The sequence below is a fragment of the Planomonospora parontospora genome, assembly GCA_014647935.1.
Classification (GTDB): domain Bacteria; phylum Actinomycetota; class Actinomycetes; order Streptosporangiales; family Streptosporangiaceae; genus Planomonospora; species Planomonospora parontospora.
This window is the reverse complement of record BMQD01000018.1, coordinates 107,022-124,204: the sequence shown is the minus strand read 5'-3', so window position 1 is coordinate 124,204 and position 17,183 is coordinate 107,022. Positions and strand designations below refer to the sequence as shown.

At 73.1% G+C, this 17,183-nt stretch carries 16 protein-coding genes; 11 read left to right on the top strand and 5 right to left on the bottom strand.

Features of this window, described 5'->3' with window-relative positions; translation table 11 throughout:
- Positions 1 to 4: 4 nt before the first annotated feature.
- From IEZ07_RS25850 to IEZ07_RS25840, 3 genes are all read left to right on the top strand, one after another.
- Positions 5 to 688: a Crp/Fnr family transcriptional regulator gene (locus IEZ07_RS25850; RefSeq protein WP_191897108.1), complete on the top strand. Its 684-nt coding sequence runs from the start codon at positions 5 to 7 to the stop codon at positions 686 to 688.
- Between the two features lie 55 nt (positions 689 to 743).
- The gene (locus IEZ07_RS25845; RefSeq protein WP_191897107.1) at positions 744 to 2,228 is read left to right on the top strand and encodes an MFS transporter; all 1,485 of its coding nucleotides are present in this window, start codon (positions 744 to 746) and stop codon (positions 2,226 to 2,228) included.
- A 146-nt stretch (positions 2,229 to 2,374) separates the two neighbouring features.
- Complete coding sequence (locus IEZ07_RS25840; protein WP_191897140.1) at positions 2,375 to 3,241, top strand: AraC family transcriptional regulator; 867 nt, start codon at positions 2,375 to 2,377, stop codon at positions 3,239 to 3,241.
- Between the two features lie 70 nt (positions 3,242 to 3,311).
- On the opposite strand, the gene IEZ07_RS25835 is transcribed toward IEZ07_RS25840, so the two are convergent.
- Positions 3,312 to 5,405: a PhoX family protein gene (locus IEZ07_RS25835; RefSeq protein ID WP_239320454.1), complete on the bottom strand. Its 2,094-nt coding sequence runs from the start codon at positions 5,403 to 5,405 to the stop codon at positions 3,312 to 3,314.
- A gap of 217 nt (positions 5,406 to 5,622) precedes the next feature.
- Here IEZ07_RS25835 and IEZ07_RS25830 point away from each other — a divergent pair, with 217 nt between their 5' ends.
- Positions 5,623 to 6,078, top strand: coding sequence for a sterol carrier family protein (locus IEZ07_RS25830; protein ID WP_239320463.1), 456 nt, complete (start codon positions 5,623 to 5,625; stop codon positions 6,076 to 6,078).
- A 10-nt stretch (positions 6,079 to 6,088) separates the two neighbouring features.
- On the opposite strand, the gene IEZ07_RS25825 is transcribed toward IEZ07_RS25830, so the two are convergent.
- The gene (locus tag IEZ07_RS25825) at positions 6,089 to 6,364 is read right to left on the bottom strand and encodes a hypothetical protein (protein WP_068902812.1); all 276 of its coding nucleotides are present in this window, start codon (positions 6,362 to 6,364) and stop codon (positions 6,089 to 6,091) included.
- A 914-nt stretch (positions 6,365 to 7,278) separates the two neighbouring features.
- Here IEZ07_RS25825 and purF point away from each other — a divergent pair.
- Together purF and purM are read left to right on the top strand one after the other, a co-directional pair.
- Positions 7,279 to 8,715 (top strand): amidophosphoribosyltransferase, encoded by a 1,437-nt coding sequence (gene purF / locus IEZ07_RS25820; RefSeq protein WP_068902809.1) that lies wholly within the window; start codon positions 7,279 to 7,281, stop codon positions 8,713 to 8,715.
- 130 nt (positions 8,716 to 8,845) lie between these two features.
- A complete protein-coding gene (gene purM, locus IEZ07_RS25815) occupies positions 8,846 to 9,871 on the top strand; it encodes a phosphoribosylformylglycinamidine cyclo-ligase (protein WP_191897104.1) in 1,026 nt (341 codons plus the stop codon).
- A gap of 312 nt (positions 9,872 to 10,183) precedes the next feature.
- On the opposite strand, the gene IEZ07_RS25810 is transcribed toward purM, so the two are convergent.
- Together IEZ07_RS25810 and IEZ07_RS25805 are read right to left on the bottom strand one after the other, a co-directional pair.
- Entirely contained in the window at positions 10,184 to 10,417 is a 234-nt protein-coding gene (locus IEZ07_RS25810) for a DUF3073 domain-containing protein (RefSeq protein WP_068902805.1), read from the bottom strand.
- A 149-nt stretch (positions 10,418 to 10,566) separates the two neighbouring features.
- Positions 10,567 to 11,682: a Glu/Leu/Phe/Val family dehydrogenase gene (locus IEZ07_RS25805; protein WP_275413855.1), complete on the bottom strand. Its 1,116-nt coding sequence runs from the start codon at positions 11,680 to 11,682 to the stop codon at positions 10,567 to 10,569.
- Between the two features lie 213 nt (positions 11,683 to 11,895).
- On the opposite strand from IEZ07_RS25805, the gene IEZ07_RS25800 reads away from it, so the two are divergent.
- Together IEZ07_RS25800 and bldC are read left to right on the top strand one after the other, a co-directional pair.
- On the top strand, positions 11,896 to 12,753 hold the full coding sequence (locus IEZ07_RS25800; protein WP_068902803.1) for a DUF8083 family protein: 858 nt from the start codon (positions 11,896 to 11,898) through the stop codon (positions 12,751 to 12,753).
- 320 nt (positions 12,754 to 13,073) lie between these two features.
- Positions 13,074 to 13,277 (top strand): developmental transcriptional regulator BldC, encoded by a 204-nt coding sequence (gene bldC / locus IEZ07_RS25795; RefSeq protein ID WP_013133571.1) that lies wholly within the window; start codon positions 13,074 to 13,076, stop codon positions 13,275 to 13,277.
- A 279-nt stretch (positions 13,278 to 13,556) separates the two neighbouring features.
- On the opposite strand, the gene IEZ07_RS25790 is transcribed toward bldC, so the two are convergent.
- Positions 13,557 to 14,240: a TetR/AcrR family transcriptional regulator gene (locus tag IEZ07_RS25790; protein WP_239320457.1), complete on the bottom strand. Its 684-nt coding sequence runs from the start codon at positions 14,238 to 14,240 to the stop codon at positions 13,557 to 13,559.
- Positions 14,241 to 14,397: 157 nt separating this feature from the next.
- Here IEZ07_RS25790 and IEZ07_RS25785 point away from each other — a divergent pair, with 157 nt between their 5' ends.
- From IEZ07_RS25785 to IEZ07_RS25775, 3 genes are all read left to right on the top strand, one after another.
- The gene (locus IEZ07_RS25785) at positions 14,398 to 15,483 is read left to right on the top strand and encodes a LacI family DNA-binding transcriptional regulator (RefSeq protein ID WP_204054546.1); all 1,086 of its coding nucleotides are present in this window, start codon (positions 14,398 to 14,400) and stop codon (positions 15,481 to 15,483) included.
- Between the two features lie 121 nt (positions 15,484 to 15,604).
- Positions 15,605 to 15,865, top strand: a complete 261-nt coding sequence (locus tag IEZ07_RS25780; RefSeq protein WP_191897103.1) for a hypothetical protein — start codon at positions 15,605 to 15,607, stop codon at positions 15,863 to 15,865.
- A gap of 215 nt (positions 15,866 to 16,080) precedes the next feature.
- Positions 16,081 to 17,007 (top strand): N-acetylmuramoyl-L-alanine amidase, encoded by a 927-nt coding sequence (locus tag IEZ07_RS25775; RefSeq protein ID WP_191897102.1) that lies wholly within the window; start codon positions 16,081 to 16,083, stop codon positions 17,005 to 17,007.
- Positions 17,008 to 17,183 lie beyond the last annotated feature (176 nt).

Genomic DNA, 17,183 nt, shown 5'->3' with positions numbered 1-17,183 from the left:
ACCCGTGAGCCCGTCCCCCTCCCCGTCCGTGTCCGAACCGGGCGAGTTCCTCTCCCTGCTCACCCCCGAGGAGGCCGCTGGGCTGCGCACGGCCGGGCGGCCCCGGAGGTGGGACCGGGGCGCGACGCTGATGGCCGAGGGCGACGCGTCCGACTGGGTGCTCGTGCTGACGTCCGGCCGGGTGAAGATCTCCTCGCACACGTCCTCCGGCACCGAGGTCGTCCTCGCCGTGCGCGGGCCCGGCGCGCTGCTCGGCGAGTTCTCGGCCATCGACGGCCTGCCGAGGTCGGCCACGGTCACCGCGCTGGAGCCGGTCGAGGGCATCGCGGTCCGCGACTTCCCGGCGTTCCTGCGCGAGCACGGCCGAGTCGCCGTACTGCTCCTGCAGACGGTGACCGGCCGGGTCCGCGACGCCGACCGCAAGCGGATCGAGTACGGCGCGTTCGACACCGCCGGCCGGGTCGCCACCCGGCTCCTGGAACTGGCCGAGCGGTACGGCGAGCAGGCGGGCGGCGCGGTCCGGGTGGCGCTGCCGCTCTCCCAGGACGAGCTGGCCGGCTGGACGGGTTCCTCCCGCGAGGCGGTCAGCAAGGCCCTGCGCTCGCTCCGGGACCGGGGGCTGATCGAGACCGGCCGCCGCCGAGTGGTCATCCACGACATGGAGGGGCTGCGCAGGCGCGCGAGGTGACCGGCCACCCGACCCGGGACAAAACGGACGTACAGTGTGCGTCAGACTGGTCGGCATGGTCGCGATCCCCCAGGACCTCCCCGGCTCGCCCGAATACTCCGCCAGGCTCCGCTACGCCTGGCGCGTCTGCTCGGTCACGAGTCTCGGGCTGGTGCTGATCGGCGTCTCCGGAAGCACCCTGAACGTCGCCCTCCCGGCGGTGGTCCGGCACTTCCGGGCCGACGCCTTCGCCTCCGGCTGGATCCTGCTCTCGTTCATGCTCGTCAACACGGCGACCCTGGTGTTCTTCGGCAGGGTCGCCGACCTCCTCGGCCGCCGGGAGGTCTACCTCGCCGGATTCGCCCTCTTCACCGCCGCCTCGCTGCTCGCGGGGCTCTCCCCCGGCGTCTGGTTCCTGATCGCGATGCGGGTGCTCCAGGCGGTCGGCGCGGCGATGATCCTGGCCAACGGGACCGTGATCATCACCGACGCCTTCCCGCCCGACCGGCTCAGCCAGGGCATGGGCGTCTACATCGGCACGCTCTCGGTGGCCCAGCTCGCCGGCCCCACCCTGGGAGGGCTGATCGCCGAGACGGCCGGCTGGCAGTGGATCTTCTGGGTGAACGTGCCGGCCGGGCTGATCGCCTTCGGCTGGGGCGCGTTCGCCCTGCGCAAGGCCGACCGCGATCCGCAGGGTCCCCGCGAGCCGGTGGACGCGGCGGGCAACCTGGTGGTCTTCGCGCTGCTGTCCGCCGCGCTCGTCGCGCTCTCCGAGGCGGGCTCGCGCGGCCCCGGCAGCCCGGTCGTGATCACCGGCGCGGTGGTCGCGGCACTCCTGGTCCCGGTCCTCGTCGCCGTGGAGCGCCGCGCCTCCCACCCCGTGCTCGACGTGCGCCTGTTCGGCAAGCGCGTGCTGGCCTTCGCCAACCTCGCCTCGTTCTGCAACGCGCTGGCCCGCTCGGCGCTGATCCTGCTGGTCGCCCTCTACTTCCAGGCGGCCAGGGGCGTCGACGCCGTCACCGCCGCCCTGGGCGTGCTCCCGGTCCCGATCGGCATGGCCCTCGCCTCCCCGCTCGCGGGCGCCCTCGGCCGCCGGGTCTCCCCCTACGCGCTCTCGGTCGGCGGCTCCCTGTTCAGCGCCTCCGGGCTCGGGATCCTGCTGCTCAACACCGCGCCCGCCACGCCGTACTGGGTCGTCGGCGCGGGGTTGTTCCTGTGCGGCTGCGGCAGCGGGACGTTCCTCACCGGGAACACCACCCAGGTCATGAAGGCCCTGCCGCCCGGGAGCCTCGGCGTGGTGAACGGCTTCCGCCTCATGATCATGAACGTGGGGATCGTGCTCAGCGTCGCCGTCACGCTGAGCGTGCTCACCGGCTCGGTCAGCCCGCGGCTGCGCGACCAGGTCTACGCGGGCACGCTCTCCCGCGTCTCCCCGGTCGCCGTGGAGCAGCTCATGGACGGCTTCCAGAGGACGTACGGCGTGCTGTTCGCCGTCGCCCTGACCGGCGCCCTGCTGGCCGCCCTGGCCGGAAACCCCCGGGAGGCGTCCCCCGCCCGGTGAGCGCCCCGGCGGGGCGCCCGCCGCGGGGGCGGCCCGCCGCGCCGTCCGTGCGGGCGCCGTACCCGACCGGATCGGGCCCGCGGATGTCGGGTCCGGCCCGGCCGCCCGCACCTAGCGTGAACCTCGTGAGGGAAGGAGAGCCGGGAGTGCTGGAGCGGCTCAACCAGGCCATGGAGTACATCGAGCGGCACCTCGACTCCGAGATCGAGACGGCCGAGCTGGCGCGGATCGCCGCCACGTCGGAGTACCACTTCCGGCGGCTGTTCTCCGCGCTGGCGGGCCTGCCGCTCTCGGAGTACGTCCGCCGCAGGCGGCTCACCGTCGCGGGCGCCGAGGTGCTCGCCGGGAAGGAGACGCTGCTCGACGTCGCGGTGCGCTACGGCTACGGCTCGGGTGAGGCGTTCGCCCGCGCGTTCCGCGCCCTGCACGGCGTCGGCCCCGGCGAGGCCAGGCGGACCGGCGCCGCCCTGTACTCCCAGCCCCGGATGTCCTTCCGCCTCGTCGTCGAAGGGAGCAGCGGCATGCGGTACCGGATCGTGGAGAAGGACGGGTTCCGGCTCGTGGGCAGGAGGACCCGCGTCCCCCTCGTCCACGAGGGGATGAACCCGGCGATCGTCGAGTTCACCCGGGGCCTCGGGAAGGAGGCCCTGGCGCGCATCGCGGCCCTGTCGGACCAGGAGCCGGAGGGCCTCGTCAACGTGGCCCACGACATCGCCGAGCCGCGGGAGGAGGGCAGCGAGCTCGACTACTACTGCGCCGCGGCGACGGGCGGCGAGGCGCCCGAGGGCATGGACGTCCTGGAGGTCCCGGCGGGCACCTGGGCGGTCTTCGAGGCCTCGGGCCCGTCCCCGCAGACCGTGCAGTACCTGTGGCGGGACGTCTACACCCAGTGGTTCCCCTCCAACCCGTACGTGAGCCGGCCGGGCCCGCAGATCACCCGCACGGTGTTCTCGCCGGACGGCCGGGAGGCGGAGGCCGCGCTCTGGATCCCCGTGGAGCGGACCACCGGCTGACCGGGCGGCGACCGCACGCGCGTCCGCCGTACCCGGTCCCCCGGGCCGGGTACGGCGGGCGCGTGCGGAGTCAGGAACCGATCTTCCGGCCCCGGGTGTGCCAGGCCACCGCGACCGACGGGCGGGGCTGGCTCTCCCCGCCGTCGGGCCAGTGGCTGGCGGGGGTCTCGGGCGAGGCGCCGTCGACCTCGCCCGGGTGCTGCACCGCGACGAAGACGCTGCGCTGGTCCGCGGTGATGAACGGGCCGCAGGTCTCCGCGCCGATCGGCACGGTGAGGAACTGGCGCAGGTGGCCGCGCTCGGAGCCGGTGACCGGCATGACGAACAGGCCGTCGTTGGAGCCGAGGGCGTTGCCGTCCGTGGAGATCCACAGGTTGCCGTCGCGGTCGAAGGCGACGTTGTCCGGGCAGGAGATCGGCGAGACCCTGCTCTTGTCGAACCCGGCGAAGTACGTCGAGGGGTCGGCCGGGTCGCCGCAGACCAGCGGGAGCGACCAGGCGAAGGTCGTGGCCGCGGCGTCGTCGCGGCGCTCGGTGATCTCCAGCACGTGGCCGTGCTTGTTGGCGGGGCGCGGGTTGGCCTCGTCCACCTGGGCCGGGGTCCGGTTGGAGTTGTTGGTCAGCGCCAGGTAGACGCCGCCGGTGACGGGGTTGCGCTCGATGTCCTCGGGGCGGTCCATCTTGGTCGCGCCGGCCTTGTCGGCGGCCAGGCGGGTGAAGACCAGGACCTCCGCGGCGGTCATGCCCGGCACGTGCGAGACGTTCCCGGTGACCAGCGGGATCCACTCGCCCGAGCCGTCGAACCGCCCGTCGGCGGGGAGCTTCCCGGAGCCGTCGATCTCCGCGGCGGGGCTGTCGCCGGTGAACCTGGCGACGTACAGCGTGCCCTCGTCGAGCAGGGTGCGGTTGTGCCGGTCGAAGCCGGGGATGTAGCGCTTCTTCGAGACGAACTTGTAGACGTACTCGAAGCGGGAGTCGTCGCCCATGTAGGCCACGACCCGGCCGTCCCCGGCGAGGGTGGTGGTGGCGCCCTCGTGGGCGAAGCGGCCCAGGGCCGTGCGCTTGACCGGGGTGGAGCCGGGGTCGAACGGGTCGATCTCCACGATCCAGCCGAAGCGGTTGGCCTCGTGCGGGTGCCTGGACAGGTCGAAGCGCTCCTCCACGCGCTCCCAGCCGCGGCCGCTCGGCTTGGTCGAGGCGGTGTCGATGCCGTACCGCTTGAGCCCGGCCTTCTGCTCCTCGGGAGCTCCGCCGCCCATCGCGAAGTACTGGTTGAAGTTCTCCTCGGCGGTCAGCACGGTGCCCCACGGGGTGGTGCCGCCCGCGCAGTTGTTCAGCATGCCGAGGACGGTGGCGCCCTTCGGGTCTGCGGCGGTCTTCAGCAGGTCGCTGCCCGCCGCCGGACCGGTGAAGCGCATGGGGGTCTGCGCGGTGATGCGGCGGTTGTAGCGGCGGCGACCCCGGGTGACCAGCCTCCACTGACCGCTGTTCCCGACCCGCTCGATCTCGACCACCGAGCCGCCGTGCGCGGCCAGGCCGATCCTGATCTGCTCCTCGGTCGCGGACGCCCCACCGGTGTAGCCGCGGAACATGAGCGCCTCGTCGGAGTACTCGTGGTTCACCCAGAGCAGGCCGCGGTGGCCGCCCATCGGGAAGAACGTCACGAAGTCGCAGTTGTAGCCGAACTGCTGGGCCTGCGCCTCGGCGCTCTGGTTCTCGTAGTCGAACTCCGGGGCGCCGGGCAGGACCGGGTCGCCCCAGCGCACGACGGGGGCCGACTCGTAGCCCTCGGGCACCGTGAGGCGGTCCTCCCGGTTCGGCGCGACGGCCGCGAAGCGGAGGCCTCCCCGGCCGCCGTTCCCGTGGCCGTGCCCGCGGCCGAGGCCCTGGGCCTCCGCCCCGGGGTCGGCGGCGGCGGGTGCGGCTCCCGCCACGCCGATCGCGCCCGCCCCGACCGCGACGGCGCCGAGCGCTCCCGCCCGGAGCATTCCGCGGCGGGACAGGACCGAGGTGACCACGTCGCCGAAGTACGTGTTGTCGCCGGTGTTCGGGACATCGTGCGCGCAGGCGTTGCCGCAGCGGAATTCGCAGGTCAGTGCGGACCGCCCGCTCTTGTGCGGGCTGTTGAGCAGCGGGAGCGTTCGGCGCGGCGACGGGTTCGCCACAGGGGCCTCCAAGGTTGTGCACAGGCGTTTCCGAGCGGGGACGCTACGGGCGCCGGCCGAACCCGAGGTGAACGAGGTTTGCCCGGGTGATGAACCGTTCGTCATCGATGTCCGATCGGCTCACCGTCCGGGCGGTCCCGCCACCCGGAGGAACCTGCGCTCCGGAGCGGGTGATCCGGCCGTCCGGACGGCCCGGCCGCCGGGGCGGGCGGGCATGATGGGAGGCGTGCCGCCTCACAAGCCCGACCCCGAGAGGGTCCGCACCGCCCTGGACGCCCAGCTGACCGCCCTGGACGAGCCCCCCTACGACGGGCCGGAGGGTCTCGGCACCCTGCTGGGCGCGTGCGCGGCCGCGGTCATGCGCGCCTACGAACGGGAGGTCCGGCCGGAGCGGGAGGCCGCGCGGCTGGCCGTACGGCACCTGCTGGACCGGCTGGCCGCGGCGGCGCCGGGGCGGACCGTCGAGGTGCGGGTCCCGCCGCACGCGGCCGTGCAGTGCGTGGAGGGCCCCCGGCACACGCGGGGCACCCCGCCGAACGTGGTGGAGACGGACGCCCGGACTTGGCTGGAGCTGGCCACCGGCCGGTTGACGTGGGCCGACGCGATGGCGGCGGGCCGTGTCTCGGCGAGCGGGGCCCGCGCGGACCTCTCGGACCACCTGCCGGTCGCCTGAGCGCGCCCGCTCAGGGGACGTCGATCCGCACGCCGAACCGCTCCTCCAGGCAGCGCTCCTGGAGATCCGGGGGCAGGTCCATGCAGACGCCCGCCCGGCTGAAGAACCAGGCGACGAGCGCCGCGGCGACGATCAGCGTGAGGACGCTCAGGCCGATGCCCACCCAGGCCCGTCCCCGGTTGGAGTCCTTGGAGACCGCGACGAAACCGACGATCAGGCCGGCGACCGCCGTCAGCGTTCCCAGTCCGCAGGCGAACAGCAGGAAGAGGCTGACGATTCCGAGCACGAGCGCGGCGGTGCCGATGCCCCCGCCGCGCCCGGTCGCGGGACGGCCGCCGGGGGGAGGCGCCGGGTACTGCGCCGGGCCTCCCGGATATGTGGGACCGCCCGGCCAGGGTGCCTGCGGCGAGCCCGGCGGGGCGGAGGAGTACGGCCCGCCCGCGGGCGGCGCCTGATATGGAGATCCGCCTGACGGCGGAGCGGAGGGGGCGTACGGGTGCGCTCCGGTGGGTGCTCCCGGTGGTCCGCCGTACGGACCGCCGGGCCCCCCGGCCGGTGGCCCGCCGTACGGACCCCCGGGCCCTTCGGCGTGCGGGTCTCCGTGCGGATCGGGCCTTTCAGCGCGCGGGCCGCCGTGCGGGTCGCCGGGCCCTCCGGCGGGTGGACCGCCGTGCGGGTCGCCGGGCGTCGGCGCGGACGGCCGGTCCGGCGGGAAGTCCTCGCCCACCGGCTCGGTGGCCTGGGACGGGACGGGTGACAGGCCGGGAGGAGGGGTCGGCGGCTCGTAGCGCGACGGCCCCGAGGCGCCCGCCCCGATGGAGGGCGAGGGGCTTCCGGGAGGTCCCGGCTCGGCCCGGAGCGGCTCCGGCACCTCCGGCGCCTCCGGCACGTCCGGATGCGCCGGCCTCGGCTCCTCCGGCGGCCTCGGCTCTCCCGGCCTCGGCGCCTCCGGCGCGTCCGGATGCGCCGGCCTCGGCTCCCCCGGCTCACGCCGCGGTTCGGGCTGGTCTGGGTCCACAGGTGTCGTCACGTCCGCTCTCCCGACGCGTAGAGATGCCGGAGACCCCACTTTCCCCCGGCCTCCGCCAACGGCGCGGACCGGCGCGGCAAACCGCGGACGATCGTTCGGTCAGGGTGTCGCAAGCCGGAGAGGCGGCCCCGGGGTACGAGCAGACGGAAGGCCGACCTAGACTGAAGCACGTGCTGAAGGGCGACGGCCATCTGAGCCATGACCTTGACCCCCATGACCGACCCCCGAAAGACGCCTGCGGTGTCTTCGGCGTATGGGCCCCCGGGGAGGAAGTCTCCAAACTCACCTACTACGGGCTGTACGCGTTGCAACACCGCGGACAGGAATCCGCCGGCATCGCGGTCAGCGAAGGCAGCCGCATCCTCGTCTACAAGGACATGGGCCTGGTGGCCCAGGTCTTCGACGAGTCGGTGCTGGGCACCCTCCGCGGCCACCTGGCCATCGGCCACTGCCGCTACTCGACCACCGGGTCGAGCGTCTGGGAGAACGCCCAGCCGACGCTGAGCTCCACCGACGGCGGCGGGCTCGCGCTCGCGCACAACGGCAACCTGATCAACACCCGGGAGCTGGCCGAGCGTCTGGCTCCGGGCACCACCAGGGCGACCACCGACACCGAGGTGCTGGCCGCGCTGCTGGCCCAGGACCGCAGCCAGCCCGTCGAGGACGCGGCGGCCGAGCTGCTCCCCCAGGTGAAGGGCGCCTACTCCCTCGTCTTCATGGACGAGAAGACGCTCTACGCCGCCCGCGACCCGCAGGGCATCCGCCCGCTGGTCCTCGGCCGCCTGGAGCGCGGCTGGGCGGTCGCCTCCGAGACCGCCGCCCTCGACATCGTGGGCGCCACCTTCGTCCGGGAGATCGAGCCGGGCGAGCTCCTGACCATCGACGAGCGCGGCGTGCGGTCCCGCAGGTTCGCGCTGGCCGAGCCCAAGGGCTGCCTGTTCGAGTACGTCTACCTGGCCCGCCCCGACACCACCATCGCCGGGCGCGGCGTGCAGACGACCCGCGTCGAGGTCGGCCGCGTGCTCGCCCGCGAGCACCCGGTCGAGGCCGACCTGGTCATCCCCACCCCCGAGTCCGGGACCCCGGCCGCCGTCGGTTACGCCGAGGAGAGCGGGATCCCGTACGGCCAGGGCCTGGTGAAGAACTCCTACGTCGGCCGGACCTTCATCCAGCCGTCCCAGACGATCCGCCAGCTGGGCATCCGGCTCAAGCTGAACCCGCTGAAGGAGGTCGTCGCCGGCAAGCGCCTGGTCGTCGTGGACGACTCGATCGTGCGGGGCAACACCCAGCGGGCGATCGTCAAGATGCTGCGTGAGGCGGGCGCGCGTGAGGTCCACGTCCGGATCTCCTCCCCCCCGGTCGCCTGGCCGTGCTTCTACGGCATCGACTTCGCCACGAGGGCAGAGCTGATCGCCGGCTCGCTCAGCGTGGAGGAGATCCGCGACTCCCTCGGCGCCGACTCCCTCGGCTACATCTCGCTGGAGGGCCTGACCGAGGCCACCACGATCCCCTCCGAGCGGCTCTGCCGGGCCTGCTTCACCGGGGAGTACCCCATCGCCGTCGACCGCGACAACGTGGGCAAGTACGTCCTGGAGGCCAAGGCGTGAGCGCGCGCACCCGGAACACCGGGGACCCCCGGGGCACCGCCGCGTCGCGCACGCGGCCGGCCGGGGGGATCGCGTGCGCCCGGGGCACCGCCCGCGGCGCCGAGGCCGTACGACCGACGGAGGAGGACGCGTGACCAGTTACGCCGCGGCCGGGGTGGACATCGACGCGGGCGAGCGCGCGGTCGAGCTGATGAAGGCGAAGGTCGCGCGGTCGCGCCGGCCCGAGGTCGTCGACGACGCCAGCGGGTTCGCCGGCCTCTTCGACGCCTCGGCCCTGCTGGGTTACCGCCGCCCGCTGCTGACGACCTCGACCGACGGGGTCGGGACCAAGGTCATGCTGGCCCAGCAGCTGGGCAGGCACGACACGATCGGCATCGACCTGGTCGGCATGGTCGTCGACGACCTGGTGGTCTGCGGCGCCGAGCCGCTCTTCATGACCGACTACATCGCCTGCGGCAAGGTCGTCCCGGAGCGGATCGCCGAGATCGTGGGCGGGGTCGCCGAGGGCTGCCGCCTGGCGGGCGCCGCGCTGGTCGGCGGCGAGACCGCCGAGCACCCGGGGGCCATGGGCGCCGACGAGTACGACCTGGCGGGTGCGGCCACCGGTGTGGTGGAGGCCGACGAGATGCTGGGCCGGGACCGGGTCCGCGAGGGCGACGTGGTGCTGGCGCTGGCCTCGTCCGGCGTGCACTCCAACGGCTACTCGCTGGTCCGGCACATCATCAGGCTCGCCGGGCTCTCGCTGGAGCAGGAGGTCCCGGAGTTCGGCCGGACGCTGGGCGAGGAGCTGCTGGAGCCGACCCGGATCTACTCCCTGGACTGCCTGGCGCTCGCCCGCTCGGTCGAGGTGCACGCCTACGCCCACATCACCGGCGGCGGTCTGGAGGGCAACCTGTCCCGTTCGCTCCCGCCGGAGCTGGACGCCCTGCTGGACCGGTCGTCGTGGACCCCGCCCGCGGTCTTCGACGTGCTCGCGGGACACGGCAAGGTCGCGCAGGCCGACATGGACCGCACCTTCAACCTGGGCGTGGGCATGGCGGCGGTCGTCCCCGCCGAGGCGGTCGACCCGGCCCTGGCGCTGCTGAGGGAGCGGGACCTCCCCGCGTGGGTCCTCGGCGAGATCGTCCCCGGCACCGGCCGGGCCCGCTACCGCTAGCCGTTCCCGGTGCGTCCCGGTCCGGTGGGACCGGGACGCACCACCGGGACGCACCGGGCCGGGCCGGAAGCAGGGCCTCCTCGGAAGCGGTTCCGGGCTCCGGTCCCGGCTGCGGGCGGGCCCGGAGGCACTGCGGACGCCGGCCGTCCCCAGGCACGCCCTGAGGCGCTGTGGATGCCGGCCGTTCCGGGCGTGCCCTGAGGCGCTCCGGGTGCCGGAGCGCCTGGTGAGGACGTGGGAACGAGGGCGGATGCGGAAAGAACGCCCGGCGGTGACCGCCGGGCGTTCCCACCCGCTCAGTGTGCGGACCGCCTAGCGGCGGCCGGACGTCCCGTTGTCCCGGTCGTCTCCGGGGTCGAAGTCATCGGCGTAATCGGCATACCGATCCGCGAGATCATCGTAGGAGTCGTCAGCGTCGTCCTTGTGGACGGAGTCGTCTCTGACTCCGAGCTCGTTGCGAAGACGCTCAAGATCAGTGCCACCGCTGTTGTACTTCAGCTGGCGAGCAACCTTGACCTGCTTGGCCTTTGCTCGGCCGCGCCCCATTGGCTCGACCCCCTCGTGTGGGGTCGTGCCCGACCCCTCGTCGCTAACGCACCACGCACTGACGCCACCTGACTGAGGCGTCAGTTCTCGTTCGACTACAACCGTACCTGTTTTGCGCCCGCCTCGGTACGCCGCGGGGGCATGAGGGGCTAGCGACCTAGCCAAATGCCCCTAATCCGCCCGACTTCCGACATTCTGCGCTCGGCTAGCCTATCTGCTGCGACAGCCGGCGGGACGCCGTCCTCCGCCGCCGTGGTGAAAATCTTGAGAGTCGTAGCGTAGATCTTCTCGGCCTTTGCCCTCGCCCGGTCCATGTCGAACCCCTGGATCTCGTCGGCGACCTGGATGACCCCGCCGGAGTTGACGACGTAGTCGGGCGCGTAGAGGATGCCGCGGTCGGCGAGCTGCTTCTCCACCCCGGGGTGGGCGAGCTGGTTGTTGGCGCCGCCGCAGACGATCGAGGCCCGCAGCCGGGCGACCGTACCGTCGTCCAGCGCCCCGCCGAGGGCGCACGGCGCGTAGACGTCGATGTCGGCCGCGGTCAGGGCGGCCTGGTCGGCGACGACCTCCACCTGTGGGTGCCTGCGCCGGACGAGCTCGACCGCCCGCTCGCTCACGTCGCAGACCACCACCTCCGCGCCGTCCTCGACGAGGTGGTCGACCAGCCGGTGGCCCACCTTGCCGACGCCCTCGACCCCGACCCGCCTGCCGCGCAGCGACGAGGTGCCGAAGACGTGCTCGGAGGCGGCCCGCATGCCCTGGAAGACGCCGAAGGCGGTGAGGATGGACGAGTCGCCGGCGCCGCCCTGGGCGAGGGTGCGGCCGGTGACGTAGGAGGTCTCGCGCGCGATGAGGTCCATGTCCTCGCTGTAGGTGCCGACGTCGCACGCGGTGAGGTAGCGCCCGCCCAGGGACTGGACGAACCGGCCGTAGGCCCGGAGCATCGCCTCGTTCTTGTCCGTCTCCGGGTCGCCGATGATGACGGCCTTGCCGCCGCCGAGGTCGAGACCCGCCAGGGCGTTCTTGTAGGCCATCGCCCGCGAGAGGTTGAGCACGTCCGCCAGCGCGGCCTGCTCGCTCCCGTAGGGGTAGAACCGGGTCCCGCCGAGGGCCGGGCCCAGGGCGGTGTTGTGGATCGCGATGATCGCGCGGAGGCCGCTGCGCTCGTCGGAGCAGAAGACCACCTGCTCGTGTCCGGCCTGGCCGCTCATCGGGGTGCTCACCGGGCTGCTGTCCTTGTGGGAGAGCCCGAAGACGTCCGTCACGGTGGTGACTCCCGTCGTCCGGTCCGCCGCTCCGTCGCGGCGGAGATCAGACTCAGCGTAACCACAACCCGCCGAGCGTGACGACCGGGAACCCTCCCCTCTCACCTGCCGGGACGGCGTGCCGGGCCCGCGCCGGGCCGGAAGCGGGCGGACAGGGGGTCCGGCACGGTCCGGTACCGGACAAGGGCGGGCTCTTCATGGCACGATGCGAGCGTGCTGCCCTATGCCGCGTACCTCCGCGTCTATGAACCTCTGACCGCGTTCAGCCCCACCGAGCGCGCCTCATGGCAGGCCTACGCCGAGACGCCCGACCGGCCCCGCCGGGCGAGCGCGCTCCACGCCGAGCACGGTGAGGCGGTCGCCCGTCTCCTGGGGGTCCCACCGGCCCCGGCCCCGGTCCACGAGAGCCCCAACGCCTATCTGAGGCGCGTGGACGACGTGCTGTACGTCTGTCCGTGGCAGAGCAGGCTGCGCTCGTGGCTGGCCTTCTCGCGCTTCCGGGGGACGACCCCCGTCGCGGTGGCGGAGCGGTTCGTGCCGCTGTCGATCGCCGAGCAGACCGCCGACGACTTCGACCGGTTCAAGCGCCGCGGCGGGACGGCCGCGCTGCGCACCCACATCCGCACCTCGACCTGGCACATCCCGACGTCCTGGTTCCTGCCCTTCGACGGGGGCGAGCGCTGGCTGGCCCTCGACGGCGAGGCGGGAACCGGGGGGACGACCACCACCCGCAACCTGATCTACGTCACCTCCATGGCGCACGCCCGCCGCCGCGTCGCCCGCGCGCTGCAGATCCTCCGCCGCCAGGTGGGCGACGTCGGCATCACCGAGGAGGTCGAGGACGTGGCCCGCTGGCTGGAGGAGTTCCACCCGCACTCGCTGGTGGAGCTGGACTACGGCGGCATCGTCCACCTGATGGACGACGAGAAGCTCCGGGCCGACCAGTCGGTGGCCGAGCTCGCCGCCGCGCTGACGGGTCTGGACACCGGACAGGAAGAGCTGGCCTTCGCCATGTACCAGAGGGTGATCGCCCGCTGGAGGTCAATACAACTTCTCGAATCAGCAAACTGAGTCGCATATCACCCCTCTGACCTGCATAAGTGAGGCTGTCAACGTCCGGGGACGCATCTGCGAACTGAGTAATTTGCCGTTTTCACTGCGATACCACGAAACGTGTCGCTAGAATCACCGAGCGTGACAACACCGCATACACAAGAGAGATGAGTCGCCCCAAAGACTCGCCAATCGCTCTGTGTGGCTGTATGGTCACATCGGGTGATGCCGCATATGGTCCGAACTGCCGCACGCAAGGGACCATAGGGGGACATCCGTGACAAGCGTCAAGTCGCAGGATCGCTGTCGTCGGTCCACACGGAGGAGAGGCCGCACAAATGTCAGCTCGTACACCTGAGGCCGAGCCGCTGCTCACCCCGGCGGAGGTCGCAACCATGTTCCGCGTCGACCCCAAGACCGTCACACGGTGGGCGAAGGCGGGCAAGTTGACGTCCATCCGCACACTGGGTGGGCACCGCCGCTACCGGGAGACCGAGGTTCGCGCGCTGCTCGCGGGGATTCCGCAGCAGCGCTCCGAGTAGGGCGGGGGCCGTACTCGGATCCGGGGGGACAACATCGCGCGCTCACCGGGAGTGTGGGCGCGTGGACCGCACAGGCTCTGTGGAGAGCGGCGCCGCCCGCCCGGCGCCGCCTCCCCGGCCGGTGACTGTCCGTAACCGGTGACGCTCCGTCAGCGGGGACGTGCCGGGACCTCGCGCGATCCGTCCACCGGCGGCCCGCTCCCCCGGTGACGCCCCGTCGGACGCCCCTCCGCGGTCGGCGGTGCTTCGCCCCCGCTCTCTCCGGCCTTCCGGCTCTCGTCAGAGCAGCTGGTCCCGGACCAGTTCATCGAGGAGCTCCGCGACCTGCGGGTCGTGGTTGGCGGCGACCCCGAGCAGCGCCACCATGTGGTCGACCAGCATGCGCTCCAGCGTGGGCCGCTCGACGTCCCGGTGCTCCAGCCAGTCGAGGCCCGCCGTCTCGACCGAGGCGATCCACGAACGCAGCGTGATGCGGAGGGCCGGGCCCGGCTCCTCGACCCTCATCTGCCGCATGATGAGGCGGAGCAGGCGGTGCCGGACACTGTCGACGATCTCGCCGATCTCGCCGCTGCGGTTGGCCGGGCCGCCCTTGAGGAGGGCGGCGAAACCCGCCGCGTGCTCCTCGACGAAGTCGAAGTAACGCTCCAGCCCCAGGGCCAGCTCGTCCATCGGACGGCCGTTCCCGTGGGGGCGCAGCCGCGCCTCCAGCTGCGCGGCGGCGCTCTTCAGCGCGGCGACGTAGAGCTCCTGCTTGCCACCGAAGTAGTGGTAGACCAGGGCGCGCGACGCCCCGGCCGCGGAGGCCACGTCGTCGATGGAGACGTCCTCGGCGTCGTGCCTGCTGAACAGCTCCAGCGCCGCGGCCATGAGCTCCTCGCGGCGCCGGTCCACGCTGAGCCTGCGCCGCGCCGGTCGCGCGTCGCCGGACTTCTCCTGCCTCGCGGCCCCGGATCTCGAACCCACAGTGCGCACACTATCGGAGTGGGAGCGGACGGCGGCCGGGTCAAGATCCGAGTTCCGTCCCGCGAAAGCCGTACCCCATCCGGAACTCGATCGTTTTGAGTGAGAGGGCGTCAGGACACCCTCCGCAGGTGCCCACCCACCATTCCGGGGGAGAGCCATGTCAGGACCGCCGGTCAACACCGCCGTCACCCGAACCCGCGAGTTCGCCGCAGCCGTCCTCCCGGACGGCGGCGGGCCGCGACCACGTCCCACCATCCGCAACGTCGCCGAACGAGCCGGTGTCTCCAAATCGCTGGTCTCGCTCGTGCTGCGCGGATCACCGCACGTCAGCGAGCACCGCAGGCAGGCCGTGCTGCAGGCCGCCCGGGACCTCGGCTACCGTCCCAACGCGGTCGCGCGGAGCCTGGTCGAGGGCCGCACCCACCTGGTCGGGGCCCTCGTCGCCGACCTGCACAACCCCTTCTACGCCGAGTTCCTGGACGGCCTGCAGGAGAGCCTGCACGGCGACGGGCTGCGGCTGCTCATCGGCAACAGCCAGTGGGACCCGGCCTTCGAGGACGAGGCCGTCGAGGCCTTCCTGGAACTGCGGGTGGACGGGCTCGTCCTGCTCGGCATCCCGCCGACCAGCGAGACGCTCATCGAGGCCACCGGCTACACGCCCATGGTCGTGGTGGGTGAGCGCGACATCGACCTCGGCGGTGTGGACGTCGTCGTGGACGACGACCGGCTGGGCGCGCGCCTGGCCATCGACCACCTCGTGGAGCTGGGCCACCGCCGGATCGCCCACATCGAGGGGACCCGGTCCTCCTCCGGCCGGTTCCGGTGCGAGGGCTACCTGGTGGCGATGCGCCGGCACGCGCTGGCGCCGTACATCATGGTCGAGCAGGGCGACCCCACCGAGGAGGGCGGCGCCCGGGCGGCGCGGAGCCTGCTGACCCGCGACCCCCGGCCCACCGCGGTCTTCGCCGCCAACGACATGGTGGCCATGGGTGTGCTCGCCGCCGCGGCCGAACTCGGACTGCGGGTCCCCGAGGACCTGTCCGTCGTCGGATACGACAACACCCACCTGGCGGGCGTGCCCACGATCTCCCTCACCACCGTCGACCAGCCCCGCCGGGCCATGGGCCGCTCGGCCGCGGCGCTGCTCAGCGACCGCATCGGCGACCCGCGGAAGGCGTCCCGCCTGCGGCAGGTCACCCCCGAACTCGTCGTACGGCGCAGCACGGGCCCCGCCGGGGCGTAGGCGCCCGCCTGGAGGGGGTCCGGGAGGGTCACCCCGTCTCCAGGCGGGCACCAAGGCTGGGCAAACCCTCGGAGCCGCCACGAGTCCCTCGTGTTGACTCTGGCGTGACAAGGGGGTAACTATGCGTGATCCAGAACTGGTGTCATGCGCCCAGCGCGCCGCCTCCGAGCTGGAGCGGGCGTGGGCACAGTGGCGGAGCGCCCGGGGTCGCGGCGCCGAGGCCGAGGCCGCCGCCACGACGGGTTCCGTGGCCAGCTACGTCGCCCATTCGATCGACCATCCCTGGGGGCGGCCGCGCGTGGTGCTGGGCGTCGACGCCGAGGAGGCGCAGGAACTCGCCGCACTCCTGCAACGGCAGGAGACCGGCGAGCACGCCTGGTGATCCCGGCCGGGGATCGCGGCCGGGGATCGCGCTCGTCGACCGGGTCGGCGACCGTCCGGTGATCGCGCCCGGAACCGCTCCGACGGCCGGCCGATGACCGTGCCCGACGGCCGCGGCCGTCAGGTCCGTGACCGTCCGACGGCACCGACGGGCACCGATCACGGTGCCGGGCCGCGTAGGTTGGGGTGCCGACGGTTCCGCGCGAAGGGAAGAACGTGACCAGCAGAGCACTCGCGGCGGCCCTCGTCCTGTGCGGTCTGGGCGTCGCCGCCTGCGGCGGCGCCCAGGACGACGGCGCGGCGGGCCCGGCGAGCCCCGGACCCGCCACGAGCCCGGCGGACCCCGGCGCCTCCGCGCCCGCCGGCTCGCCGGACTCCGACGCGCCGGCCACTCCCGCCGAGGAGCGCACCGCGCCCCCCTCCGGCGAGACCACCGCGACCTCCGACTCGACGGTCCCCGCACCGGGCGGGAGCGCCGCGGTCAAGCCGCTGCGCGGCAAGGTCGTGGTCATCGACCCCGGCCACAACGGGCACAACTACCGCGACCCGTCGGCGATCAACCGGCAGGTCGACGTCCTGACCCACAAGAAGGCCTGCGACACCACCGGGACCGCGACCAACGACGGCTACGCCGAGGCGGCCTTCACCTGGGACGTGTCCCGGCGGCTGAAGGCGCTCCTGGAGTCCAGGGGCGCCACGGTGAAGCTGACCCGCCCGAACAACACGGGCGTCGGCCCGTGCATCACCGAGCGGGCGGCCGTCGGCAACCGGGCCCGGGCGGACGCGGCCATCTCGGTGCACGCCGACGGGGCCCGCGCCACCGACCGCGGCTTCCACGTGATCATCCCGAAGAAGATCAACGGTCCGGTGGACCCGGTCGTGGACGACTCCGAGAAGCTCGGCCGCGCCGTGCGCAACGCCTTCAGGAACGGCACCGGCCTGCCGTACTCCACCTACATCGGGCGCAACGCGCTGAGCTTCCGCAACGACCTCGGCGGACTGAACCTCTCCAAGGTGCCCAAGGTCTTCATCGAGTGCGGCAACATGCGCAACGCCGATGAGGCGCGGAAGTTCAGGAACGCGCAGTTCCGGGCGAGGATCGCACTCTCCCTCGCCAACGGGCTGCAGGACTACCTCACGTAGGCGCCGATTCGCGCCGCACCGGCCGGGCCCGGACCGTGGGACCCGCTCGTGCGGGCGCCGGTCCCCCGTACGCCCGTCCTGCCCGGACCCCGGCCCACGCCGGGGTCGTCTCCCGGGCGCGGTCCGCTCTCGGGGCTCTCCTGCGCGGTCCGCCCTCGGGTTCCCCGGGCCCGGTC